General features: G+C 46.7%; 19 protein-coding genes and 1 pseudogene. 12 read left to right on the top strand and 8 right to left on the bottom strand.

Going from position 1 to position 25,804, the window contains the following annotated elements; genetic code table 11:
• The first annotated feature begins 66 nt into the window (after nucleotides 1-66).
• Nucleotides 67-3,255 (top strand): annotated as a pseudogene (locus B5P39_RS21295) (amidohydrolase family protein).
• An 85-nt stretch (nucleotides 3,256-3,340) separates the two neighbouring features.
• Here B5P39_RS21295 and B5P39_RS21290 read toward each other — a convergent pair.
• Nucleotides 3,341-3,916, bottom strand: coding sequence for a DNA-3-methyladenine glycosylase I (locus tag B5P39_RS21290; RefSeq protein WP_088212856.1), 576 nt, complete (start codon nucleotides 3,914-3,916; stop codon nucleotides 3,341-3,343).
• A gap of 118 nt (nucleotides 3,917-4,034) precedes the next feature.
• Between B5P39_RS21290 and glyQ the strand changes: the two genes are divergently transcribed.
• Together glyQ and glyS are read left to right on the top strand one after the other, a co-directional pair.
• Nucleotides 4,035-4,940, top strand: coding sequence for a glycine--tRNA ligase subunit alpha (gene glyQ, locus B5P39_RS21285; RefSeq protein WP_011070431.1), 906 nt, complete (start codon nucleotides 4,035-4,037; stop codon nucleotides 4,938-4,940).
• A 9-nt stretch (nucleotides 4,941-4,949) separates the two neighbouring features.
• Entirely contained in the window at nucleotides 4,950-7,016 is a 2,067-nt protein-coding gene (glyS, locus tag B5P39_RS21280) for a glycine--tRNA ligase subunit beta (protein ID WP_088212855.1), read from the top strand.
• A gap of 63 nt (nucleotides 7,017-7,079) precedes the next feature.
• Here glyS and B5P39_RS21275 read toward each other — a convergent pair whose 3' ends face one another.
• Together B5P39_RS21275 and B5P39_RS21270 are read right to left on the bottom strand one after the other, a co-directional pair.
• Nucleotides 7,080-8,123, bottom strand: a complete 1,044-nt coding sequence (locus B5P39_RS21275; protein ID WP_088212854.1) for an HDOD domain-containing protein — start codon at nucleotides 8,121-8,123, stop codon at nucleotides 7,080-7,082.
• A 158-nt stretch (nucleotides 8,124-8,281) separates the two neighbouring features.
• Nucleotides 8,282-9,130, bottom strand: coding sequence for a LysR family transcriptional regulator (locus B5P39_RS21270; protein WP_088212853.1), 849 nt, complete (start codon nucleotides 9,128-9,130; stop codon nucleotides 8,282-8,284).
• 126 nt (nucleotides 9,131-9,256) lie between these two features.
• Between B5P39_RS21270 and B5P39_RS21265 the strand changes: the two genes are divergently transcribed.
• On the top strand, nucleotides 9,257-9,913 hold the full coding sequence (locus B5P39_RS21265) for a glutathione S-transferase family protein (protein ID WP_088212852.1): 657 nt from the start codon (nucleotides 9,257-9,259) through the stop codon (nucleotides 9,911-9,913).
• 70 nt (nucleotides 9,914-9,983) lie between these two features.
• Here B5P39_RS21265 and gyrB read toward each other — a convergent pair whose 3' ends face one another.
• From gyrB to dnaA, 4 genes are all read right to left on the bottom strand, one after another.
• Nucleotides 9,984-12,401, bottom strand: a complete 2,418-nt coding sequence (gene gyrB, locus B5P39_RS21260) for a DNA topoisomerase (ATP-hydrolyzing) subunit B (protein WP_086903527.1) — start codon at nucleotides 12,399-12,401, stop codon at nucleotides 9,984-9,986.
• Nucleotides 12,402-12,417: 16 nt separating this feature from the next.
• A complete protein-coding gene (gene recF, locus B5P39_RS21255; RefSeq protein ID WP_088212851.1) occupies nucleotides 12,418-13,500 on the bottom strand; it encodes a DNA replication/repair protein RecF in 1,083 nt (360 codons plus the stop codon).
• Between the two features lie 162 nt (nucleotides 13,501-13,662).
• A complete protein-coding gene (dnaN, locus tag B5P39_RS21250) occupies nucleotides 13,663-14,763 on the bottom strand; it encodes a DNA polymerase III subunit beta (protein WP_088212850.1) in 1,101 nt (366 codons plus the stop codon).
• 20 nt (nucleotides 14,764-14,783) lie between these two features.
• Complete coding sequence (gene dnaA / locus B5P39_RS21245; RefSeq protein ID WP_011715304.1) at nucleotides 14,784-16,166, bottom strand: chromosomal replication initiator protein DnaA; 1,383 nt, start codon at nucleotides 16,164-16,166, stop codon at nucleotides 14,784-14,786.
• A gap of 445 nt (nucleotides 16,167-16,611) precedes the next feature.
• Here dnaA and rpmH point away from each other — a divergent pair, with 445 nt between their 5' ends.
• The 5 genes from rpmH to mnmE all read left to right on the top strand — a co-directional run bounded on the left by rpmH (nucleotide 16,612) and on the right by mnmE (nucleotide 20,440).
• A complete protein-coding gene (gene rpmH, locus B5P39_RS21240) occupies nucleotides 16,612-16,749 on the top strand; it encodes a 50S ribosomal protein L34 (RefSeq protein WP_011070423.1) in 138 nt (45 codons plus the stop codon).
• Between the two features lie 20 nt (nucleotides 16,750-16,769).
• Nucleotides 16,770-17,126 carry a ribonuclease P protein component gene (rnpA, locus tag B5P39_RS21235; protein ID WP_088212849.1) on the top strand — a complete coding sequence of 119 codons (357 nt, stop codon included), beginning with the start codon at nucleotides 16,770-16,772 and terminating at the stop codon, nucleotides 17,124-17,126.
• Nucleotides 17,093-17,347, top strand: a complete 255-nt coding sequence (yidD, locus tag B5P39_RS21230; RefSeq protein ID WP_011624661.1) for a membrane protein insertion efficiency factor YidD — start codon at nucleotides 17,093-17,095, stop codon at nucleotides 17,345-17,347. The genes rnpA and yidD overlap by 34 nt, the downstream gene beginning before the upstream one ends.
• Nucleotides 17,348-17,350: 3 nt before the next feature.
• The gene (gene yidC, locus B5P39_RS21225; RefSeq protein ID WP_088212848.1) at nucleotides 17,351-18,976 is read left to right on the top strand and encodes a membrane protein insertase YidC; all 1,626 of its coding nucleotides are present in this window, start codon (nucleotides 17,351-17,353) and stop codon (nucleotides 18,974-18,976) included.
• Nucleotides 18,977-19,078: 102 nt separating this feature from the next.
• On the top strand, nucleotides 19,079-20,440 hold the full coding sequence (gene mnmE, locus B5P39_RS21220; protein WP_088212876.1) for a tRNA uridine-5-carboxymethylaminomethyl(34) synthesis GTPase MnmE: 1,362 nt from the start codon (nucleotides 19,079-19,081) through the stop codon (nucleotides 20,438-20,440).
• A gap of 105 nt (nucleotides 20,441-20,545) precedes the next feature.
• Here the strand turns inward: mnmE and B5P39_RS21215 are convergent, their stop codons facing one another.
• The gene (locus tag B5P39_RS21215; protein WP_088212847.1) at nucleotides 20,546-22,093 is read right to left on the bottom strand and encodes a POT family MFS transporter; all 1,548 of its coding nucleotides are present in this window, start codon (nucleotides 22,091-22,093) and stop codon (nucleotides 20,546-20,548) included.
• A 177-nt stretch (nucleotides 22,094-22,270) separates the two neighbouring features.
• Between B5P39_RS21215 and mioC the strand changes: the two genes are divergently transcribed.
• The 3 genes from mioC (at nucleotide 22,271) to rsmG (ending at nucleotide 25,779) form a co-directional block, all read left to right on the top strand.
• On the top strand, nucleotides 22,271-22,711 hold the full coding sequence (mioC, locus tag B5P39_RS21210) for an FMN-binding protein MioC (protein WP_088212846.1): 441 nt from the start codon (nucleotides 22,271-22,273) through the stop codon (nucleotides 22,709-22,711).
• 440 nt (nucleotides 22,712-23,151) lie between these two features.
• Nucleotides 23,152-25,041 carry a tRNA uridine-5-carboxymethylaminomethyl(34) synthesis enzyme MnmG gene (gene mnmG, locus B5P39_RS21205; protein WP_086903509.1) on the top strand — a complete coding sequence of 630 codons (1,890 nt, stop codon included), beginning with the start codon at nucleotides 23,152-23,154 and terminating at the stop codon, nucleotides 25,039-25,041.
• 117 nt (nucleotides 25,042-25,158) lie between these two features.
• The gene (rsmG, locus tag B5P39_RS21200; RefSeq protein WP_023266056.1) at nucleotides 25,159-25,779 is read left to right on the top strand and encodes a 16S rRNA (guanine(527)-N(7))-methyltransferase RsmG; all 621 of its coding nucleotides are present in this window, start codon (nucleotides 25,159-25,161) and stop codon (nucleotides 25,777-25,779) included.
• Nucleotides 25,780-25,804: the final 25 nt, after the last annotated feature.

Here is a 25,804-nt window from a genome sequence, read left to right as displayed (position 1 = left end):
GCATTAACAAAAGTTTATCTAATCCGATAACAGCAAAGCCCTAGAATAACGATAACAGGACATAACATGTTGAAACCTAAGCTGACACCGCTTTATATCGCCCTGATGCTTGGCCTTAGTTCCCACACAGTACAGGCAACAGACGCCCAAAAAACCAGTTGGGACGTCAATGCACCAGCCAATGCCTCTCTAGAAAAAGTGACCATAGATGTAACCGAAGGCACTTGGATGAACATCAGTGTCAGCCCGGATGGTAAACATTTAGTATTTGATTTACTGGGTGATATTTATCAAATCCCCGTCACTGGTGGCGAAGCCAAACCATTAGCCCAAGGCATAGCTTGGCAAATGCAGCCCGTGTATAGCCCGGATGGTAAGCACATTGCCTTCACCTCAGATGCGGATGGTGGCGACAATATTTGGATTATGGACGCCGATGGCAGCAATCCACGCACAGTCACGACAGAAACCTTTCGTTTACTCAACAGTCCCGCGTGGAGCCCTGATTCACAATATCTAGTCGGTCGTAAGCATTTTACCGCCAGTCGAAGCTTAGGCGCTGGTGAAGTCTGGCTCTACCATGTCGCCGGTGGCGAAGGTGTTAAACTCACCGAACGTCCTAACGATGAAAAGGATTTAGGTGAGCCAGCCTATTCACCCGATGGCCGCTATATCTATTTCAGTCAGAATGACACTCCAGGAAAAACATTCCATTATTCCAAGGACTCAGTAAACGGCATCTATAAAATTAAGCGTTACGATACCCAAACGGGTGATATTGAAATCTTGATCGAAGGAACCGGTGGCGCCATTCGGCCAACACCGAGTCCTGACGGCACTAAACTGGCGTACATCAAGCGAGATGATTTCCAATCCTCCTTGTATTTGCTCGATTTGAAATCTGGCGAAACCACTAAGCTGTATGGCGATTTAGACCGCGATATGCAAGAGACTTGGGCAATCCACGGTGTCTATCCCACCATGGCTTGGACTCAAGATAACAAAGATATTTTCTTCTGGGCTAAAGGCAAAATCAATCGCCTGAATGTTGCCAATAAAACAGTCACCAACATTCCCTTCAGCGTAAAAACCCAGTTAGACGTGCAGCCTTCAGTACGCTTTAAACAAGATATTGATAAGGATGTATTCGACGTAAAGATGCTGCGAATGGCACAAGTTTCACCGGATGGCAGCAAGGTCGCCTTCGAAGCATTGGGTAAAATCTGGTTGAAAACACTTCCGGACGGCAAGAAGTCACGCTTAACCGAGTTAGGTAACGACATTGAAGAACTCTATCCTCAGTGGTCACGTGATGGCAAAAATATTGTCTTCACAACTTGGAATGACCAAGACCAAGGCACAGTACAAGTGATCAGTGCAAAAGGTGGCAAAGCGAAACAACTTACCACTGAGCCAGGCAAATACGTTGAGCCCACCTTCTCACCCAATGGTGAACTGGTAGTGTATCGCAAAACCCAAGGTGGACACCTTACACCTCGAACTTGGTCGCAAGAACCCGGCCTGTACAAGGTCGATTTAAAAACCAAACAGAATAAGAAAATTAGCGCTGAGGGTTATCAAGCACAATTTGGCGCTTCAGCCGATCGCATTTTCTTTATGAACACTGGTGATAACGACACACCACAGATTGCCTCAATTAACCTAGATGGGTTTGATAAACGCGTTCACTACAGCAGTAAGCATGCAACCGAATTTAGAGTATCACCCGACGGCGAACAACTGGCCTTTGCTGAACGTTTTAAAGTTTGGGTCACCCCCTTCGCTAAACATAGTGAAACCGTTGAAATCGGCCCTAACGCCAGCAATCTTCCTGTTACTCAGTTAAGTGTACGAGCAGGCGAAAGCATCAGTTGGAATAGCAAGAGTAACCAACTCTATTGGACTCTTGGCCCTGAACTGTACCAAGCCGATGTTGATTCCCAGTATCTAAAAAAGGACGAGCAAGCTAAGCCAAGCATTATCAACTTAGGCTTTACCGAAAAGGCCGATGTTCCACGTGGAACAGTCGCCTTTGTCGGCGGCAAAGTGATCACCATGGAAAATGACCAAGTCATCGATAAGGGTGTAGTGATCGTCAAAGACAATCATATTGTTGCCGTTGGCGATGCGAATACGGCAATTCCAAAGGATGCGCAAGTTATCGATATTAGTGGCAAAACCATTATGCCAGGCTTGTTTGATGCCCATGCCCACGGCGCCCAGGCCGATGATGAAATCGTGCCACAACAAAACTGGGCACTCTACTCTGGCTTATCCCTTGGAGTGACAACCATCCATGATCCGTCAAACGATACCACTGAGATTTTTGCTGCCTCTGAACAGTAAAAGGCGGGGAACATCGTTGGTCCACGGATTTTCTCCACTGGAACGATTCTTTATGGCGCCAATGCTCCCGGCTACACATCGCATATCGACTCACTCGATGATGCAAAATTTCATTTAGAGCGACTCAAAAAAGTTGGCGCTTTCAGCGTTAAGAGCTACAACCAACCACGTCGTAATCAAAGACAACAGGTTATCGCCGCCGCTCGCGAACTCGAAATGATGGTTGTGCCAGAGGGTGGCAGCTTGCTACAACATAACCTGACCATGGTTGCCGATGGCCATACAACCGTAGAGCACTCGTTACCCGTGGCGAGTATTTATAACGATATTAAACAGTTCTGGAGCCAAACTAAGGTCGGTTACACCCCAACCTTAGTCGTCGCCTACGGCGGTATTTCAGGTGAAAACTATTGGTACGATAAGACCGATGTGTGGGCACATCCTCGTTTGTCTATGTATGTGCCAAGCGATATTTTGCAGGCTCGCTCAATGCGTCGCCCCCACGCCCCAGACAGTCACTATAACCACTTTAATGTTGCTAAAGTCGCTAATGAGTTTAATAAATTAGGCATTCATCCAAACATTGGCGCCCACGGTCAGCGAGAGGGTTTAGCCGCACATTGGGAAATGTGGATGTTCGCCCAAGGCGGCATGAGCAATATGGATGTACTGAAAACTGCAACCATCAACCCTGCCACCACCTTCGGTCTAGAGCATCAACTTGGCTCAATTAAAACCGGTAAGCTTGCAGACTTAATCGTTATTGATGGCGACCCATTAGCGGATATTCGAGTCACAGATAAAGTCACTTATACTATGGTCAATGGTAAGTTGTTTGATGCTGAGTCGATGAACCAGCTGAATGGTGACAAACAACAGCGTAAGCCATTCTTCTTCGAGAAAATCTAATCTCAACAAAGTAAAATAACAAGAGGCATGTTCCACGTGGAACATGCCTTTTTATTTTGGATTTAAGCTCAATTAGATGTATGACTTATTTGCCGCCACAGCAAGCATCATAGGCAATGCAATCAACTAGATGATCGTTCACCATCCCCACCGCCTGCATAAAAGCATAACAAATCGTCGGACCAACAAAGTTAAAGCCAAGCTTTTTTAATGCCTTAGACATTGCCTCTGATTCAGGTGTTTGCGCAGGCACCTGCGACATGGAGGTAAATTGATTCACCAATGGCTTGCCACCAACAAAGCTCCAAAGAAATTCAGCAAAATCTTTGCCATCCTCAGTGTAGGCTAAGTAACCTTTTGCATTACGAATAATCGAATGGATCTTAAGGCGATTACGCACAATGCCTGGGTTAGCCATCAACTCCTCGACTTTAGCGTCGTCAAAAGTTGCAATCACTGCTGGTTCAAAATCCGCAAAGGCTTGTTCGTAGTTTTGCTGCTTCTTTAAGATAGTAATCCAAGACAACCCAGCTTGTTGCCCATCTAAACAGAGCTTGGCAAACAACTCCTTCGAATCATAAACTGGGCGTCCCCACACCTTATCGTGGTACTCACGATACAAGGGATCATCGCTGACCCAATTACAGCGGATTTCTTCCATGGCCTATCTACCTTAACGTTTTAACGAAGAAGGTAAAAAATAACCTACATAAGCAGAGATCTACAAGGTATAATCGAAACCATTTTCTATTAAAGCTGACGGCAGTAGACAAGTAGACATGACGACGAAACACGACGTAAAAACATTTCAGGGTTTCATTCTAACCCTGCAGGAATATTGGGCGCAGCAAGGCTGTGCAATCGTTCAACCTCTAGATATGGAAGTCGGTGCGGGTACATTCCACCCACAAACTTTCCTACGCTCTTTAGGGCCTGAGCCAATGAGCAGTGCCTATGTGCAGCCATCGCGCCGCCCTACCGACGGCCGTTACGGTGAAAACCCAAACCGTCTGCAGCACTACTACCAATTCCAAGTCGTGTTAAAACCGTCACCGGATAATATCCAAGAACTCTATTTAGGTTCTCTGCAAGCCCTTGGTATTGATACACAAATCCATGATATCCGTTTTGTGGAAGACAACTGGGAATCACCAACATTAGGCGCATGGGGCCTAGGCTGGGAAGTCTGGTTAAACGGCATGGAAGTGACTCAGTTTACTTACTTCCAACAGGTCGGCGGCTTAGAGTGTAGCCCTGTCACCGGTGAAATCACCTACGGTTTAGAGCGTCTCGCCATGTATATCCAAGGTGTGGATAGCGTGTACGACCTCGTATGGACCGATGGCCCCATGGGTCGCATCACCTACGGCGATGTGTTCCATCAAAACGAAGTTGAGCAATCGACCTATAACTTTGAGCACGCAGACGTCGACTTTATGTTTGCCCTGTTCGATCAATGCGAAAAGATGTGTCAGCATTTATTGTCGCTTGAAAAACCATTACCTCTACCCGCCTATGAGCAAGTGATGAAAGCCTCTCACGCCTTCAACCTGCTCGATGCACGCCACGCCATTTCAGTGACTGAACGTCAGCGTTATATCCTGCGCGTTCGTACCATGGCTAAAGCCGTTGCTGAATCCTATTATCAGGCACGCGAAGCGCTTGGCTTCCCAATGTGTAAGTAGAGGTAACACATGAATTTTGAAAACTTACTCATCGAGTTAGGCACTGAAGAACTGCCGCCAAAGGCGCTGCGTAAACTGGCTGAGTCTTTCTTAGCGAACTTTACCGAAGAATTAACCAAAGCCGATTTGGCTTTTAAATCAGCTGTTTGGTATGCAGCACCCCGTCGCCTAGCCATTAATGTGACTGAACTGGCGCTTGCTCAAGCGGACAAAATCGTTGAAAAACGCGGCCCAGCTGTCAGCTCAGCCTTTGACGGTGAAGGTAAACCAACGAAAGCCGCAGAAGGCTGGGCACGTGGTAACGGTATTACCGTTGACCAAGCTGAGCGTTTGGTGACCGATAAAGGTGAATGGCTGGTTTATAACGCCAAAGTCGAAGGCGTTGAAACTAAGAGCTTAATCGCGGCGATGGCGCAACGTGCGCTGGATAAGTTACCCATTCCTAAGCCAATGCGCTGGGGAAGCAGCAAGACACAATTCATTCGCCCTGTTCACACCGCTACTATGCTGTTAGGCAGTGAGTTAATCGAAGGTGAATTACTCGGCATTAAATCGGCACGCAATGTTCGTGGCCATCGCTTTATGGGTACAGGCTTCGAGCTTGACCATGCAGACAACTACCTGACGCTACTGAAAGAAAAAGGTAAAGTCATCGCCGACTACGAAAGCCGTAAAACCTTAATTAAAGCCGATGCCGAAAAAGCGGCCGCTAAGATTGGTGGCACCGCCGATATCGAAGATGACCTGCTTGAAGAAGTCACCTCTTTGGTTGAATGGCCAGTCGTATTAACCGCAAGCTTTGAAGAGAAGTTCCTCAGCGTTCCTTCAGAAGCCTTGGTTTATACGATGAAGGGCGATCAGAAATATTTCCCAGTATTCGATGATGCAGGTAAGTTACTGCCAAACTTTATCTTTGTCGCGAACATCGAATCAAAAGATCCGGCACAAATCATTGCTGGTAACGAGAAAGTGGTTCGTCCACGCTTGGCCGATGCCGAGTTTTTCTTCAATACCGACAAAAAGCACACGCTGGAATCACGCTTACCGAGTCTTGAGACCGTCTTGTTCCAACAACAACTAGGTACTTTAAAAGACAAAGTCACTCGTATCTCTGCCCTAGCCGCCTTTATTGCCGAGCAAACTGGTGCTAACGCCGTTGATGCAGCGCGCGCTGGTTTATTGTCTAAAACAGACTTAATGACCAATATGGTGATGGAGTTTACCGATACTCAAGGCACTATGGGCATGCATTACGCCCGCCTAGATGGTGAAACTGAAGCCGTAGCCTTAGCCATGGAAGAGCAATACAAGCCCAAATTCTCTGGCGATACGGTTCCGACTGCAGCTGTATCTTGCGCAGTAGCATTAGCGGATAAACTCGATACCTTAGTAGGTATCTTCGGTATTGGTCAGGCACCTAAGGGCGCTGCCGACCCGTTCGCACTGCGCCGCGCCGCTATTGGTGTGTTACGCATTATAGTTGAGAACAAGTTGCCACTAGACTTAGTGACCCTGATTGCTAAGGCTCAAGAACTCCATGGCACTAACTTAAGCAACGCGAATGCAAGCGATGAAGTGCTTGAGTTCCTAATGGCGCGTTTCCGTGCTTGGTACCAAGATAAAGGTATCGAGGTTGACGTGATCCTCGCCGTATTAGCACGTCGCCCAACTCGCCCTGCTGATTTTGATAGCCGTATCAATGCGGTATCACACTTCAGAAGCTTAGAAGCCTCTAGCGCTCTGGCTGCGGCGAATAAGCGTGTGTCTAACATTCTGGCGAAAGTGGAAGGCGAATTACCCACTGCGATTAACTCAGCTCTGTTAGCCGAAGCAGCAGAACAAGCATTAGCCGCTAAGCTTGCCGAACTGCAGCCTCAACTCGCTCCGCTGTTCGCTAATGCTGATTACCAACAGGCATTAACACTGCTGGCGAGCTTACGTGAAAGCGTTGACCAGTTCTTCGAAGACGTGATGGTTATGGCGGACGACGAAGCATTGAAAAACAACCGTTTAGCACTGCTAAATAACCTACGTGAGCAGTTCTTACATGTAGCGGATATTTCTCTGCTCCAGTAAGTCGCACGTTAGAGTCTTAATAAAAAACGCGCTTTTAGCGCGTTTTTTATTGGCTGCAATATATTAAAACTGCTGAAGTTTTTCGTGCAACGCTTCGAATTGAGCGGGCTCGAGTCCAACCAAGGCTAACAAGTTGCTCAGCATATCAGCAGGCAGTTTACCCGCTTGCTGCAGCATCGAAATCTCACTGATGATATTGGCGCGCCAAACCACAGCGGCAATACCCTCATTTGGTCGAGTATGAACATGGGCTAATTTATCCAACTCGGTTTCAAAGGTACTTGGCAATTGCCAATGCTTTGCTAACAAAGCACTTAAGGTGAGTGATTTTGCCGTCATCACTTGTCGGAATAACCAAGAATTTGGCTGCTCCTCAGGCTCTGCTTGCACAAAGGCATCGAGCAACATTTTAAAGATGGCGAGCTTACCCACATCATGCAGTAATCCTAATAGGAATGCCGTGTCTCTATCTTCTTCACTCAGTTCACTGGTTAAAAAGGCCACCTGCATCGAATGACGCCAAATTTCGGCACCAAAGCGACGAAAATAAATGGGTTTAATATCGAGCATCTCACGCACTAGGCAGCTCGTCACAAAGCGGCGTAACTGCTCACGGCCGAGCTGCACTAAAGCCTGTTGCAGGCTTGTGACCTCTCGATCGCCACGCTTAAAGGCTGGTGAGTTACACAGCTTAAGCACTTCGACGCTCAGTAAGGGATCTTTCTCTATTAGCGCCAACAAGTCCTTAGTATCAAACTGTGGCTCAGCTAATTTACGGTCTAATTCCAAAACCTTAGAGGGAAGCTTCAGCACCTTTTCGGCTATCACTTGTGGCGATGCTAAGGCGAGTTCTATTTCAGCCATGACGCGCCGTTCAAGGTTATTGGCAACGCCACCAGCATCTTTGGTTCTGGCGGGAAACAACAGGCTGTAAAATAACGCCTCTAAGTCGATACTCACCACGGTATCAACGGATTCTTCTTGGCGTTTAGGGGCTGAAACTTTGTCCAACGATTTACTGAGATCGGTTTGGCTAAAGCTTTTAGGTCGCTCCAGTATTGTCTCTTCGCGGATATTAAAAATTTTATTAAATATGGACTTAATCAAGACGTTCCAACCTATAAGAGCTGAGTTAACTTACCCTGCATAATTATCAGTCCATTGTAGTTCATATACTAGTGGTCGCATCATGTATTACGCGCAGCTTTACTATATGTACCTAGGCTTAAGGCTGCATTATCAAATCAAATGTTTCACGTGAAACCTTATTCCAAGTAGCCTTGATAGGCCCGTGCAATTTGCTTGGCCAACTCCGCATTTATGGGTGAATAAGCTTTCGCGGAAATAACCAGTGCGACGGCGACCACAGGCAGAGGTGGAAGAGTTCCAGAATCAATAATATTCAGTGGTGCCGATACACAGCATTCAGCCATTGCACTAATAGCCAAATCCTTAGCCACTATCGCTTTAAGAGCCGCAGCACTGCTGCTACAGGCTAACAACTGATAATGCCTATCTTGCTTCATCAATCCATCTAACGCCGCGATATGGAATTTACAGTCCTTTTGGAATAGCGCTATAGGTAAGGGATCGGCATTACTCAAGTTCGAACCACTCGCGCTCACCCAAACGCCTTTCGAGGTTTGTAATAAGTAGCCTTCATCGGACTCGGGCAAACGAGTCACTATCGCCGCATCGAGCTGCCCAGAATCCAGCATGATCCGCAGCTTTTGGCTCGAGGCGCAGGTAATTTGAAGATCGAGTTGCTTAATGTGACCATGTAACAACGCCACTATCCGCGGCAACACGGATTCGGCATAGTCATCGGGACAGCCCAAATGCAATTGTGTGCCGACTTGGGTCTGCTTAATGGTAGTGACAGTCTCATCGTGCAATTGCAGTAATTGCTTAGCGTACAAACCAAAACGTTGGCCTTCGGTAGATAAGACTAAGTTTCGCCCCTCTTTCACAAAGAGCGTTTTTCCCAACTCTTGCTCTAAGCGCTTCATTTGCATACTGACGGCAGATTGAGTCTTATAGGTTTGCATTGCCGCACGGGTAAAACTCCCAGTATCAACAAATGCCACAAAGCTGCGCAGCGCTTCTATTTCCATAATATTTCCTATCTGATGTCAGTCTATCTATTCATTTTGCTGATAGATGACATCAAATCTATTCGTTAGTCATGCAAAGTACAAGCGCCTATATTGATAAGCACAACCCCAAACAGGAAGGTGAAAATGGAACTCTACATTGGCAATAAAAACTACTCTAGTTGGTCACTCCGCGCTTGGTTAATGGCTGCAAAATCAGGTATTCAGTTCGATGAAATCCTACTACAGCTCGATACCGAGAGCTTTTATCAGCGGCTAAAATCTATTTCGCCTACCCTAAAAGTTCCGACACTCATCGATGGAAATATCACGGTTTGGGATTCATTGTCGATTTGCGAATATATCAACGATACTTATCTTTCAGGCTCAGCCTGGCCACAAGACCCGAAACAAAAGGCCAAGGCTCACTCCTTCGCCTGTGAAATGCATTCAGGCTTTCATGCCCTGCGAAATGCCCTGCCGATGAATATCCGTGCCCATCGTTATGTCGAATTAAGCCCTGCCGTATTGCAGGATATTACCCGCATCGACAGTATCTGGTCACAGCAAATGGCAGAGTTTGCCACCGCCCAAGGCACTTGGTTATTTGGCAAGTGGTCGATAGCCGATATGATGTTTGCGCCGGTTGTGATGCGCTTCTTCACCTATGAGATTGAAGTATCCCAAGCGAGTCGAGCCTATATGGAATTTATTGTGAGCCAGCCGGAAATGCAGGCCTGGATACAAGCCGCCAAAGCCGAGACTGAAATAGTGGACATCGACGAAGCTGGTGTTGATAGATAATTTTCTACCAAACAAAAAGGGAAAGCTTAGCTTTCCCTTTTTTATCAATCGCTAACGATACATCTAGATGTTAAACGTCTAAGTTAGCCACGTTCAGCGCGTTGGCTTCGATAAAGTCACGGCGTGGTTCAACTTGGTCGCCCATCAAACAAGTAAACAGTTGATCCGCACCAACGGCATCATCAATCGTCACTTGCAGCATGCGGCGAGATTCAGGATCCATTGTGGTTTCCCACAATTGCTCAGGGTTCATCTCACCCAATCCTTTATAGCGTTGGATGTAGAGGCCACGCTTGGCTTCGCCGATTGTCCAATCTAACGCTTCAATGAAGCTACCCACTTCCTTCACACGGTCGCCACGTTGTACATAACCACCGACTTCAATCAGGCCTTCAAGTGCCGCACCTAACTTACCAATGCGTTGGTAGTCAGTTGATTGGAAGAAGTCGTAGCTGAACAGGTAGTGTGTATCGATACCGTGTTTACGGATAGTGATCTTCGGCAGATACACTTTGCGCTCAGGATCGAGTACAGGCTCACCAGAATACAACACACCGCTGTTTTCTAATTCCACCAGCTCATGGATAAAGGCGTCGATCCATTCCTTCATCTTGCCTTCATCCGCCAACATTTCGTTGTTGATCATTGGATGATAAAGCATGCGGTTGGTGATCTGCGTTGGGTAACGTTGCTCTAAACGGGCCACAATCGCTTCCACTTCGCGGTACTGAGTCACTAAACGCTCTAATGGCTCACCCGACATGCCTGGCGCACCTTGAGATGGGTAAATGCTAGTACCATCTAACGCTTGAGTGGTTAGATACTGAGTCAGTGCCGCTTCGTCTTTCAGATATTGTTCTTGCTTACCTTTCTTCACTTTGAATAAAGGCGGCTGAGCAATATACACATAACCACGTTCAATCAGCTCAGGCATTTGGCGGAAGAAGAAGGTCAACAGCAAGGTACGAATGTGCGAGCCGTCGACGTCAGCATCCGTCATGATGATGATGTTGTGGTAACGCGTCTTATCTGGGTTGTATTCGTCACGACCAATACCACAGCCAAGCGCGGTGATTAGCGTGGCAACCTCTTGAGAAGAAAGCATTTTATCGAAACGCGCTTTCTCAACGTTTAAGATTTTACCTTTCAGTGGCAGAATCGCTTGGTTCTTACGGTTACGTCCCTGCTTAGCGCTACCGCCAGCAGAGTCCCCTTCCACTATGTAGATTTCTGAAAGACCAGGGTCTTTTTCTTGGCAATCCGCCAGCTTACCTGGCAAACCACCTAAATCGAGTGCGCCTTTACGACGGGTCATTTCACGGGCTTTACGCGCCGCTTCACGGGCACGGGCCGCATCGACAATCTTACCGACGATTAACTTAGCATCGGCAGGGTTTTCCAGCAGATAGTCGTTTAGCTTCTCACCCATGGTTTGTTCAACCGCGGCTTTCACTTCGCTAGACACTAATTTGTCTTTGGTTTGCGAGCTGAACTTAGGATCAGGCACTTTAACTGAAATCACGGCCGTTAAACCTTCGCGGGCGTCATCACCAGTCGCGTTAGTTTTGCCTTTCTTGTTATAGCCTTCGTTTTCCATGTAGTTGTTGAGGTTACGTGTCAACGCACTACGGAAACCCGCTAAGTGAGTACCACCATCACGCTGTGGAATGTTGTTGGTAAAACAGAAAATGCTTTCTTGATAGCCATCGTTCCACTGCATCGCCACTTCAACGGTAATACCGTCGTCACGCTCTTGCATAAAGTGGAATACGTCTTTGTTTACTGGCGTTTTATTACGGTTCAGGTAATCAACGAATGCGCTGATACCGCCTTCGTATTTAAAGAATTCATTTTTGTTGTCACGTTCATCAACTAAGCGGATACCCACGCCTGAGTTGAGGAACGACAGTTCGCGCACGCGCTTGGCCAGAATCTCGAAGTGGAACTCAACATCGCTGAAGGTTTCTTCACTTGGCCAGAAACGGATTTCGGTACCGGTTTTCGTCGCATCGCCGATCACTTTGATTGGCTCGTCAGGAACACCGTGGGTATAAAACTGCTCGTGGACTTTACCTTCACGGCGAATGGTTAACTGCAGCTTTTTAGACAGCGCGTTAACTACCGACACACCCACACCGTGCAGACCACCTGACACTTTATAAGAGTTATCGTCGAACTTACCACCCGCGTGCAGTACGGTCATGATCACCTCGGCGGCAGACACGCCTTCTTCCGGGTGAATCGCCACAGGAATACCACGGCCGTCGTCGCGAACGGAGACCGAGCCATCCACATGGATAGTAATAGTGATATCAGTACAATGGCCGGCTAAGGCTTCATCGATAGAGTTATCGACTACTTCGAACACCATATGATGTAGACCCGTACCGTCGTCGGTGTCACCAATATACATCCCAGGTCTCTTACGTACTGCATCAAGGCCCTTAAGGACCTTAATACTCGAAGAATCGTAACTATTCTCTGACATATTATTCTCTCAATGGTTATTCAATTACCGTTACACGTCCCTGTTCCACATGGAACATCCTACTGGGAGGCGTGTGTAACGAATCGACTATTGCTGCAGGCTCAATGGCAGTGACAAACACTTGTGCACCTGTGTCCACTAGCTGCTTAAGCAATAGCTGCCTATGCTGTGCATCCAACTCGGATGGAAGATCATCCACAAGATAAATACTGTGTTTATCTATTTGTTGTTTGAGCAACTTTCCCTGTGCAATACGCAGTGCACAGACTAATAATTTCAATTGACCACGGGACAGGGCATCCTGCGCCGGTAAACTACCTACACGAAGTCTGAGGTCAGCTTTATGGGGACCGCTGACGGTATGACCCGTAGCCAAATCTCTGGAATATTGGGATTCGAGAAGTTGTGCAAAATCCGTTTTGCTATCCCAGCCGCGAGTAAATGAAACCTTAACATCTACCTGCGGTAAAAACTCCCCGATTATACCCCTAAGTAGCTCATTTAACGAGTCTACATAACGGTTTCGTATTTCTGTGACCTGCTCGGTATAACGGACAAACTCCCTATCCCAATATTGGATTTGATCATAGGAAGAATTATTTCTAAGCAGTTGATTTCGTTGCTTTAGAACCCGCCTTACGTTCACCCATGCCGCATAAAACTGCGGGTCAGAATGAAAGGCGCCCCAATCGATAAACTGTCGACGGGATTTAGGGCCTTCAAACAGGAGCGAAAAGCTTTCCGGCGTGATCACTTGGATGGGTAAGGTTTCGGCTAAGGTCGATAGCCGTTTCACCTTTTCCCCGTCGATTTTGACTTCGGTTTCGCCACTACGGAAACGTCGCAAGCCGATTTTACTGTCGCCCCGTGGCAAATTTAAGGTCGCAAACAGGGTTAACTTATCCTGTTCATTATTGATCACCCGTTGGGATAAATGACTGCGAAACGAACGCCCCATGCCGAGAAAGTAAATAGCCTCGAGTATGCTGGTTTTGCCACTGCCATTTTGACCGTAAATCAGATTGATCCCTTCAGTCGGGCTCAGCTGCGCCAATTGAATATTGCGAAAAGAATCAATATTAAGACGGATAAGACTCATGCGTTACTCATCAAACCGCATCGACGGCTTAGGCCAAGACTCAGAACAGTCATCATACCGCAATTCACATCCATCCGAGTAAATAAGGCAACAAGGGATAAGACTTGAAGACATATACGCCGCTAAAAAGCGGCGTATGGCACAAAGTAGTCAATGGAATTGCTATAAGCGCATCGGCATAACCACATACATGGAATCTTCTTCCAAGTGGTTTTCCAATAAAGCACTCGAGTTACCATCGATTAGGGTGATACGCACATCATCGGACTTAAGGTTGTTTAGCACATCCAATAAGTAACTGACGTTGAAACCAATTTCGAGTGGCTGATTGTTGTAATCCACATCAATGATTTCTTCCGCTTCTTCCTGCTCTGGGTTATTGGCGGTGATTTTCAGTAATCCCGCTTCTAACTGAATGCGTACACCGCGAAACTTCTCGTTCGATAGAATAGAAGCACGGTTTAAAGCTTGCTTGAAGTGGTTACGGCTGGCGATAACGATTTTATCACCGCCTTTCGGTAACACACGGCGATAATCGGGGAAACGACCATCGACTAATTTACTGGTAAAAACTGTGGTGCTGGTGGTCGCACGAATCGCATTATCGCCAATGGCAATTGCGATATCTAAATCATCGGCTTCCAATAAACGCGCCATTTCCATCACGCCTTTACGGGGCACGATCACTTGTTTTTCAGGCAATTGCGCATCTATGGTTCTGTGGCTTAAGGCTAAGCGGTGACCGTCGGTGGCAATGGCACGCAGCATATTCCCTTCGGTTTCGAGTAATAAACCATTGAGGTAGTAACGAACGTCTTGGTTCGCCATCGAAAACTGAGTCGCATCAATCAGTGACTTCAGCACGCCTTGCTTAAGAGAGAACTCGATTTCCGCCTGAAAGGCTTCCACATTGGGGTATTCTTCTGCGGGCAGGGTTGCCAGCGAGAAACGGCTACGGCCTGAGCGCAATAACCATTTGTTATCTTGCTGCTCGACCTTAAGCTCGCTTTGTTCGGGTAAGGATTTAACTATGTCTAACAGCTTCTTAGCAGGAACTGTAGTACGACCTTCTTCAATATCACCATGAACGACCGCCTGGCCCACAAACTCAACTTCGAGGTCGGTACCTGTCATTTTGAGTGAGTGCCCACTAACTTCTACAAGGAGATTTGCCAAAATAGGCAAGTTATGGCGTCTTTCTACCGCACCACAAACCAATTGAAGCGGCTTTAATAGGGCGTCCCTATCAATTGAAAATTTCATAGTGTCCAAATTCCTTGATTTTAAGAAGATAAGGTTCTAATCAAGTTAGCATAATCTTCTTTAATGTCGTGACTCTCTTCCCGTAGCTGAGCAATCTTACGACAGGCATGTAACACTGTGGTGTGATCTCGACCACCAAAGGCATCACCGATTTCCGGCAAGCTCTGGTTAGTTAATTCTTTGGATAACGCCATGGCCACTTGTCTAGGGCGCGCAACACTGCGCGAACGACGCTTAGACAACATATCAGCCATCTTGATTTTGTAGTATTCAGCTACGGTTTTCTGAATGTTGTCTATAGTGACTAATTTTTCCTGCAGTGCCAAGAGGTCACGCAGGGCTTCACGCACAAAATCAATGGTAATTGGACGGCCAGTAAAGTTAGCGTTGGCGATAACCCGGTTTAACGCACCTTCTAACTCGCGAACGTTAGAGCGTAAGCGCTTAGCAATAAAGAAGGCGACTTCGTCGGGAAGATTGATACCGCTCTCCTGGGCTTTACGCATCAAAATAGCCACACGGGTTTCAAGTTCTGGCGGTTCAATCGCAACCGTTAAGCCCCAACCAAAGCGAGATTTTAATCTGTCCTCTACCCCGTCGATCTCTTTGGGATAACGATCCGATGTCAGGATGATCTGATGATTACCTTCGAGCAGTGCGTTAAAGGTATGGAAAAATTCTTCCTGCGATCTGTCTTTATTAGCGAAGAATTGAATGTCATCGATAAACAGGGCATCGACACTGCGGTAGTAACGTTTGAACTCTTCGATCGCATTGTTTTGCAGCGCTTTCACCATGTCTTGCACAAAACGCTCGGAGTGCATGTACACGACTTTCGCATCGGGATTATTTTTGATGATGCCATTACCCACTGCATGTAATAAGTGGGTCTTACCTAAACCCGTACCACCATAAAGGAACAGTGGGTTATAGGCACCACCCGGATTTTCAGCAACCTGAAGTGCGGCCGCTTTACCGAGTTGGTTAGACTTACCCTCAACGAAGTTGTCGAATTGGTAAGTAGGATTGATATTGCTGCGATGATTAGCGTTAGCAACAGGCTCAGTGGTATTAAATGAAGTCCCTACAGAGGCTTTAGTTTGGGGATTGGGCACACGCACAGCCGCAACAGGGGCTGGCTCGGGCTTTTTCGCTGACGGACGGCTACCGATATCGAAGCGTAACTTAGGTGCATCATTACCCATTTGCTCAGTAAAAAACTGATTAATGATATTGATGTACTTATCCCTAACCCAATCGAGCACGAAGCGGTTAGGCGCATAAAGCACCAAAGTATCTCCATCCATTTCGGCTTGTAACGGTCTGATCCACATACTGAACTGCTGAGCAGAAAGCTCGTCTTGCAGTCTTCCGATACATTGTTGCCAAAGTGAAACCGCCACTAAGTTATCCCCAAAAGATCATCAAAAAGAGGTGTATTCTATAGCGAGATCTCAATGATCGCTATCCTTAAAAAATAATTATCCCCAACAAGATCATTCTATGGAGACATCCCCGATCATCAAAGATCAAATTCGATCCTTTTATTCAACAAATAGGGCAAATCCCGCTTTATTAAGCGATCCACATTGATCTATAATGGCGCCCCTTTGATCTCTTGATAGATCCCCTTCACTACTACATGTAGTGCCAATACACAGAGTTATCCACATCTTCTGGTGTATGCGGGAAATTGATCAAAGGATACACGGGCAGAAATAAGCCACTTGCTGACTTTCGTTGTTGACGGGGACAGGTAAAGTGATTACAATTCGGCCTCTTTTTTACCCTTACCTCTGTCACCAGAGATAAGGATATGTTCACTTATAACAAAGACGGATTGCCATCATGAGTAAACGTACTTTTCAACCTAGCAACCTGAAGCGCAAGCGTTCTCACGGCTTCCGCGCTCGTATGGCTACTGCAGGCGGCCGTAAGGTGCTTGCACGTCGTCGTGCGAAAGGTCGCGCTCGTTTATCTGCTTAATAAGTTAAGTAGGTAACTAGTTGACTAGCTATACCTTTACGCGGGAGTTACGCTTGCTAACTCCCGCGCAATTTAAATCTGTATTCTCCAATCCCATCAAAGCTTCCTCTGCTGAAATCACTCTGCTTGCCATTCCTAATTCGGAACAACATCCGCGTTTGGGTCTTACTGTAGCTAAACGCTATGTAAAACGCGCCAATCAGCGTAATCGCATTAAGCGAGTTATCAGAGATAGTTTTCGCCTCAATCAACACGACATTCCTCAGCTTGATATTGTTGTGCTGGTCAGAAACGGGGTGATGGAAATGGAAAATGCAGAGATCAACAAGTTGATAGAAAAGCTATGGCGCAAACTCAGTCGCCGCTACAATGGCTAGCAACCACGTTCATTCGTGGCTATCAAATCTTCATCAGCCCCCTCTTAGGGCCTCGATGTCGTTTCAATCCCACATGCTCACATTACGCCATTGAGGCAATAAAAGTGCACGGAACCGCGAAAGGTTGTTGGTTTGCATTGAAACGCATATTAAAATGTCACCCTTTGCATCCCGGCGGTAGTGATCCCGTCCCCCCTAAAAATGACAGGTGTAATAAATAGGCTATGGAATCTCAACGCAATATATTGCTAATAGGACTACTGTTTGTCAGCTTTTTGCTGTGGCAACAGTGGCAAGCAGACAAAGCTCCAAAACCCGTTGCAACCGAATCGTCTGTAGTGGCGAATGCAACCACAAATCACAGTGCTGATGTTCCAGAAGCAGACACAGGTGTCCCAGCAGCCTTAACGGCAACGCAAAATCTGATCACAGTTAAAACCGATCAGCTTGATGTACAAATCAACCCAGTGGGTGGTGACATCGTTTTTGCAGCTCTGGTTTCACACAAACTGGAACAGGGTAAAGACCAGCCATTTGTTTTGCTTGAGCAAACCAAAGATTTCACCTATATCGCTCAGAGTGGCCTGATTGGCCGTGATGGTATCGATAGCAGTGCTAAAGGTCGCGCCGCATTTGCTGCCAGCAAAACTGAATTTACCTTAGCCGATGGCCAAGACACCTTAGAAGTACCACTGACCTATGTGGCTGATAATGGTGTGACTTACACAAAAGTGTTTGTCTTCCATCGTGGCAAGTTTAACGTTGATATCGATTACAAAATCAACAACACCTCAGCTGCTCCATTGCAAGTTCAGATGTACGGTCAGATTAAACAGACCATCAAGCCATCAGAAAGCAGCATGATGATGCCAACTTACCGTGGCGCCGCATTCTCGACTCAAGATGTACGTTACGAAAAGTACAAGTTTGAAGATATGAGCAAGAGCAACCTCAATCAACCGACTCTCGGTGGTTGGGCGGCGATGCTGCAACATTACTTCGTATCAGCTTGGATCCCACCAGCAACCGATAGCAACACCATTTTCTCGAGTGTAAGTGCTGGCGGTTTAGCTAACATTGGTTTCCGTGGCGCGGTATATGATATTGCACCAGGTGCGACTCAAGAAATTAGCTCGCAGTTTTATGTTGGTCCTAAGGATCAAAAAGCGCTATCTGCATTATCTGATACCTTAAACCTCGTTGTTGATTACGGTTTCCTTTGGTGGTTAGCCGTGCCAATCCACTGGTTATTGATGTTCTATCAATCCTTTGTGGGTAACTGGGGTGTGGCGATTATTCTGATCACCTTAACCGTTCGTGGTTTACTGTTCCCGCTGACTAAAGCGCAGTACACCTCAATGGCGAAAATGCGTAATCTACAGCCAAAACTGCAGGATTTGAAAGAACGCTTCGGCGATGACCGTCAAAAGATGGGTCAAGCCATGATGGAACTGTACAAGAAGGAAAAAGTGAACCCTATGGGTGGCTGTTTACCTATCCTGCTACAGATGCCAATCTTCATTGCCTTGTACTGGGTATTGTTAGAAAGCTTCGAGCTGCGTCACGCGCCATTTATGTTATGGATCCATGACTTATCGGTACAAGATCCATACTACATTCTGCCGTTGCTGATGGGTGTCTCTATGTTTGTGATGCAAAAAATGCAACCCATTGCACCGACCATGGACCCAATGCAAGTGAAGATGATGCAATGGATGCCAGTGATCTTTACCGTATTCTTCCTGTGGTTCCCATCGGGTCTAGTACTGTACTGGTTAGTGGGTAACATTGTTGCCATCATCCAGCAGAAGATTATTTATGCAGGTCTAGAGAAAAAAGGCTTAAAATAAGCCCAAGCGCTAGATAAGAGCTAACGGCTCAGCATATGCAAAAAGGCGGCTTAATGGCCGCCTTTTCCTTTAGATGATTTGATCGAATTAATGGGTATTTCCGTGACAACTGACACTATCGTGGCACAAGCCACCGCGCCCGGACGGGGCGGCGTGGGTATCATTCGTATCTCTGGTGATAAGGCAACCGACGTGGCCATGGCCGTATTGGGTCATTTACCTAAACCCCGTTACGCGGATTACTGCGACTTTAAAAATGCCTCAGGCCAAGTGATAGACCAAGGTATCGCACTGTTTTTTAAAGGCCCTAATTCCTTCACCGGTGAAGACGTATTAGAGCTGCAGGGCCACGGTGGTCAAATCGTCCTCGATATGCTGATCAAGCGCGTATTAGAAGTCGAAGGTATTCGCATCGCCAAACCCGGCGAGTTTAGCGAACAGGCCTTTATGAACGACAAGCTGGACTTAACCCAGGCCGAAGCCATTGCCGACCTTATCGATGCCACCAGCGAGCAAGCCGCCAAAAGCGCGCTGCAATCACTGCAAGGTGAGTTTTCGAAGGAAGTCCATGAGCTGGTGGATCAAGTCACCCATCTGCGTTTATACGTCGAAGCCGCGATTGATTTCCCCGATGAAGAAGTCGACTTTTTAAGTGACGGCAAAATTGCCAACGCGCTCTACAAAATCATCGACAAACTCAGCGCCGTCCAAGCCAGTGCTAAGCAAGGCTCGATTATCCGAGAAGGGATGAAAGTCGTGATTGCTGGTCGCCCCAATGCCGGAAAATCCAGTCTGCTAAATGCGCTCGCAGGTAAAGAATCGGCCATTGTGACCGAAATTGCCGGCACCACCCGTGATGTATTGCGTGAACATATCCATTTAGATGGCATGCCACTGCATATTATCGACACAGCAGGCCTGCGTGACACCACAGATACGGTTGAACAAATCGGTATTGAACGTGCCTGGAACGAAATCAACAGCGCCGATCGGGTGTTATTTATGGTCGATGGCACCACTACGGATGCGGTCGATCCCCACGATATTTGGCCCGATTTTATCAATCGCCTGCCAGCCAATTTAGGCGTGACAGTTGTTCGCAATAAGGCCGATCTCACCGGTGAGAACCTCGCCATGACCGAAGAAAAAGGTTACAGCGTGTATCGGATCTCGGCCAAAACAGGTCTAGGCGTCGAGGAATTAAAGCAACACCTTAAATCCTTGATGGGCTATCAGAGTAATCTCGAAGGTGGCTTTATCGCCCGTCGCCGCCACCTCGAAGCATTAGATGTTGCCGCAAGCCATCTGCAACTCGGTAAAGAACAATTAGAGATTTACCTCGCAGGTGAATTGTTAGCAGAAGAACTGAGAATGGCGCAATTAGCCCTGTCTGAAATCACCGGCCGCTTCACCTCAGACGATCTACTGGGCAAAATTTTCAGCTCATTCTGTATCGGCAAATAATTTCGCTTTAGCGGTTAGTTAAACACGCCATAAAAAAATCAGCCCACTAAGTTCGCTTAGGGGCTGATTTTTTTATTTAAAAGCGCTTTGTCTTAAATGGTTTATCTAGACTTGGCGATAATGGTCCTGCATTTGATAGGACCTAGCATAGAGCGCGAAGATGACCGCCGCCAAGATCGCAAATCCCGCAAAGAAGAACATTTGGAATGCCGTCACACTCATCCCGGTTTGAATAATTTGTTCCGTCACCGCAGGGCTTTTTACACTCACATTGGCGAGTAATACCCAAAGGTTACCGACGGTAACCGATAAGGTCCAAAAACTCATAATAGTGCCCTTCATAGCCTTAGGTGCTTGGCTGTAGGCAAATTCTAAACCCGTCGCCGAAACTAATACTTCACCAAAGGTCAGTAAGGCATAGGGTAAGATCTGCCAGAAGATAGATAACGCCGAGCCACCGTCCATCATCAACTGAATAGTCCCAACCACAATCCAGCTTAAGCCAGTTATCGCGATTCCCGCCCCCATTTTACGAAGTGCAGTTAATTTCACGCCCATACGCTCAATCGCAGGATATAACACGAAGTTATTAAATGGGATCAATAGCATCACTAACAGTGGGTTTAATGCCTGCATCATCGCCGGTTCAAACCACGAAGGTTTAACCATATCGTTAGCCTGCAAAATCCAGGTCGACGCCTTTTGATCGAACAATGACCAAAATGGCGTCACTAAGGCGAACAACACTAAAATACGCAGCACTGAACGTACGCCATCCACGGCCGCATCAGGATGAAGCCCTCTCGCGCGCTCAAGCTGCAATGACGCCCCAAGGCCAACAAATCCCATCAGCAGCACCATAGCGCTACACAAACCAGCCACAATCCCTAGGGTCGGAATATTCACCAGCGCATAAGCGGCTGAAACACCACCAATTAGGGCTAACACTAAACCGATATTGGCTTTGCCTTCGACCTTAGTAAGCAAGGCGCTGCGGATCACAGGTAAAAATCCATGGGGATCCTTAGGCTCTGGTGGCATATGCACATAACGTTTGCGACCTAACCAGAAAAATACCGTGGCGATAAACATCAACACTCCGGGGATCCCGAAAGCCACTGCAGCGCCAAAATTCTTGAGTAACAATGGCATAGATAAGGATGCGAAGAAGGAACCGAAGTTGATCGTAAAATAGAACATATCGAAGGCTTTTTGCGCCAAAGACTTGTTGCTCTGATCAAACTGATCGCCCATAAACGAAGAAACTAAAGGCTTAATCCCGCCTGAACCTAAGGCAATTAAAAATAAGCCAGTGTAAAAGCCTTGCACACTGTGCTCAAAAATCGCCAAGAACGCATGGCCCACACAGTAAAGTAAGCTTAACCACAGAATAGTGTTGTACTTACCAAAGAATCTATCTGCAATCCAACCACCGAGTAAGGGGAAAAAATACACCCCAATTACGAACGAGTGGAACACATCCTTGGCTACAGCTCCGCGAAGATCTTCGGGAATAGAGAGCAAAAGTGCCGTCATCAAGAATGGTGTTAGAATGTTGCGCATGCCATAAAAACTGAAACGCTCACACGCTTCACTGGCAATAATATAGGGTATTTGGCGTGGCCACTTTGGCGCATCGGCAGGAGTAGTCATCTGTTATCCTATTATAATTGTTATAAAAATTTACAGTCATAGGTATAAAACCTCGATTGCAGCCAAAGATACTAGCAGACTGCAAATCAATAGTGAGTAAATTTATACAGCAAAACACTGTAAGTAGATGTAAGCCCCAAAAATGATAGAAATTAACGACCACAGAGAGCAGTAACAATGACCAAGATCGCAATATTAGTCGGCACCACCCTCGGCAGCAGTGAATATATAGCGGATGAAATGCAGGCCCAGCTCACTCCATTAGGCCATGAAGTCGATACCTTTTTGAGCCCAACATTGGATGAATTGCAATCATATCCCCTTTGGATCATCGTTTCGTCGACCCATGGCGCCGGCGATCTGCCCGACAATTTGCAGCCATTTAGTAAAGAACTGCTGCTAAACACACCGGATCTGACCCAAGTTCAGTTCGCCTTATGTGCGGTTGGCGATTCGAGTTATGACACCTTTTGCCAAGGCCCAGAAAAGTTAGTTGAAGCGCTGGAATACAGCGGTGCAAAAGTCATTGTGGATAAGATCCAGATCGATGTACAACAGGATCCAGTGCCAGAAGACCCAGCTTTAGCGTGGTTGGCACAATGGCAAGATCAAATTTAAGATCCTCTCTTGGAAAACATACCAAACCACCCACAGTTTAGATCTTATTTATCCACAAAAAACTACTTTAATGTATATTTTTGTGGATAAACTATTATTTAGATCTGATCAACCTCTGTGCTATTCACAACCTGATCTGCTTAAAGATCCCCCTTGTGGATAAATAGCCGATCTATCCCCACCTTTTCTGGCAGTAGATCTCGGCTAGATCACAAGAATAAAAGCTCGTTACTGTTTGATATAAATAAGAAAATAACCTTACCCACAGGAAAGTGCGATCCTAATAGTAAACATAGTAAGAAGATCTATATAAAGATCTTAAGATCTATTAGTCCCGATCCTATGGATCCATTTTCTAAAAATGATCATTCACCTCATTCAAAGCAAATGCTAAAATGATCGGCTCACGTTGGGTCTCTTAAGTTACTAAAGGTAGGGTCATGCATTTTCATGAACGGTTTGATGTTATTGTTGTAGGTGGTGGTCATGCCGGAACTGAAGCCGCATTGGCTGCAGCAAGAATGGGCTCTAAGACATTATTGCTGACGCATAATCTTGATACTTTAGGCCAAATGTCATGCAACCCTGCGATCGGCGGTATTGGCAAAGGTCATTTGGTAAAAGAAATCGATGCATTAGGCGGTGCAATGGCGATCGCAACCGACTATGCAGGGATCCAATTTAGAACTCTAAACTCGAGCAAAGGCCCAGCAGTAAGAGCGACTCGTGCTCAGGCTGATCGCGCTTTATATCGTCAGAAGATCCAAAATATTCTGCAAAACCAAGCCAACTTACGTATTTTCCAACAAGCCGTTGATGATCTGGTTGTTGAGAACGATCGCGTAGTCGGCGTAGTGACCCAAATGGGCTTAGCCTTCGAAGCACCAGCAGTGGTCTTAACCGCGGGTACTTTCCTCAGTGGTAAGATTCACATTGGTTTAGAAAACTACAGTGGCGGTCGTGCTGGCGATCCACCATCAATCGCACTCGCCCACCGTTTACGCGAGTTGCCAATCCGTGTTGGCCGTTTAAAAACCGGTACGCCACCGCGTATCGATGCCAACACCATCGATTTTACCCAGATGACAGAGCAGAAAGGCGATACGCCATTACCTGTAATGTCGTTTATGGGCGATGTGAGCCATCACCCGAAACAAATTTCTTGTTGGATCACCCATACCAATGAAAAGACACACGATATTATTCGTGGAGGCTTAGATCGCAGCCCTATGTATTCAGGCGTGATCGAGGGGATTGGTCCACGTTACTGCCCTTCAATCGAAGACAAGATCCATCGTTTTTCAGATAAATCATCGCACCAGATCTTTATCGAACCCGAAGGCTTGAACACCAACGAGATCTACCCTAACGGTATTTCCACCAGCTTGCCTTTCGATGTGCAGTTAAATCTGGTTCGTTCTATTCAAGGTATGGAAAATGCTGAGATTGTTCGCCCAGGTTATGCGATTGAGTATGATTATTTCGATCCAAGGGATCTTAAAAACTCGTTAGAAACCAAAACCATCAATGGTTTGTTCTTCGCGGGCCAAATCAACGGTACTACAGGTTACGAAGAAGCCGGAGCCCAAGGTTTACTCGCGGGGATGAACGCTGCACTGCAGGTTCAGGGCAAAGAAGCTTGGTGTCCTCGCCGTGATGAAGCCTACATAGGTGTATTGGTTGACGATTTATCAACCTTAGGGACTAAAGAACCCTACCGTATGTTTACTAGCCGCGCCGAATACCGCCTCTTGCTGCGTGAAGACAACGCCGATCTACGTTTAACCGCAAAAGGTCGTGAACTGGGTCTAGTGGATGATGCGCGCTGGGCCTCTTTCAGTGAAAAAATGGAATCGATCGAGTTAGAACTGCAACGTCTACGTAGCCAATGGATCCATCCAAATTCACCATTGGTGCCAGTGTTAAATCCGCATTTAAACACGCCGATCTCCCGTGAAGCGTCGTTTGAAGAGTTGCTGCGTCGTCCAGAAATGGATTACAGCAAGTTGATGCAGATTGAAGGTTTTGGTCCAGGACTTGCCGATCCACTCGCTGCCGAGCAAGTACAGATCCAGGTGAAGTATTCTGGCTATATCCAACGTCAGCAGGAAGAGATCAACAAAGCGGTACGCAATGAGAACACAGGTCTGCCATTGAACCTTGATTACAAAGAGGTTCCAGGGCTTTCAAATGAGGTTATTGCTAAGTTAAATAGCCATAAGCCCGAAACTATTGGCCAAGCATCGCGTATCTCAGGGATTACGCCAGCAGCTATTTCAATTCTGCTGGTGCATCTGAAAAAACGCGGTTTATTACGCAAGAGCGCGTAAAAGCTAGCTTAATCGCCAGTTTGGTCGCAGAAGGGAAGCATTCAGGCTTCCCTTCGACGTTTCAGGGCTTCATAATAGCCAGCGAGTTTATAATCGTATCTTTATTGAGGTTGTTCAGTGTTATCTGCCCAGTTAGAGGCCTATTTAGCCGAAATTAATCTGCCCGCCACGGCTGAGCAGAAAAAACAACTGCTTGATTTTGTTGGCATGCTCAACAAATGGAATAAAGCCTATAACCTAACCTCGGTAAGAGATCCTGAGGCGATGCTTGTCCGTCATATCATGGACAGCTTAGTGGTGTCGCCCCATTTGCAGGGCGAGCGCTTTATCGATGTAGGTACTGGCCCTGGGTTGCCCGGCATTCCCTTAGCGATTATGAATCCAGATAAAACCTTTGTGCTGCTTGATAGCTTAGGCAAGCGGATCCGTTTTCAAAAGCAAGTGGCCTTTGAACTCGGGATCCACAATATTAGTTCGATAGAAAGCCGAGTCGAGGCCTATCAACCCGAGCAAAAGTTCGATGGAGTGCTCAGCCGCGCCTTTGCCTCAATCCATGATATGTTGACATGGTGCCATCACTTGCCTGCCGAGCATGGACAGTTTTATGCGCTCAAGGGACAACTGAGTGATGAAGAGATGCAACAAATCCCTGCTGGATTTGTGGTGACCGAAACCATCGAACTCCAAGTGCCTAGACTCGATGAGCAAAGACATTTACTCAAAATAATCAAAGAATAACAGGCTTAAAGCTCCTCATTTTGCA

Origin of the sequence: Shewanella sp. Shew256 (assembly GCF_002196695.1) — a bacterium.
Taxonomy (GTDB): domain Bacteria; phylum Pseudomonadota; class Gammaproteobacteria; order Enterobacterales; family Shewanellaceae; genus Shewanella; species Shewanella mangrovisoli.
The sequence above is the reverse complement of the archived record's forward strand: the minus strand, read 5'-3'. Positions and strand labels throughout refer to the sequence as shown.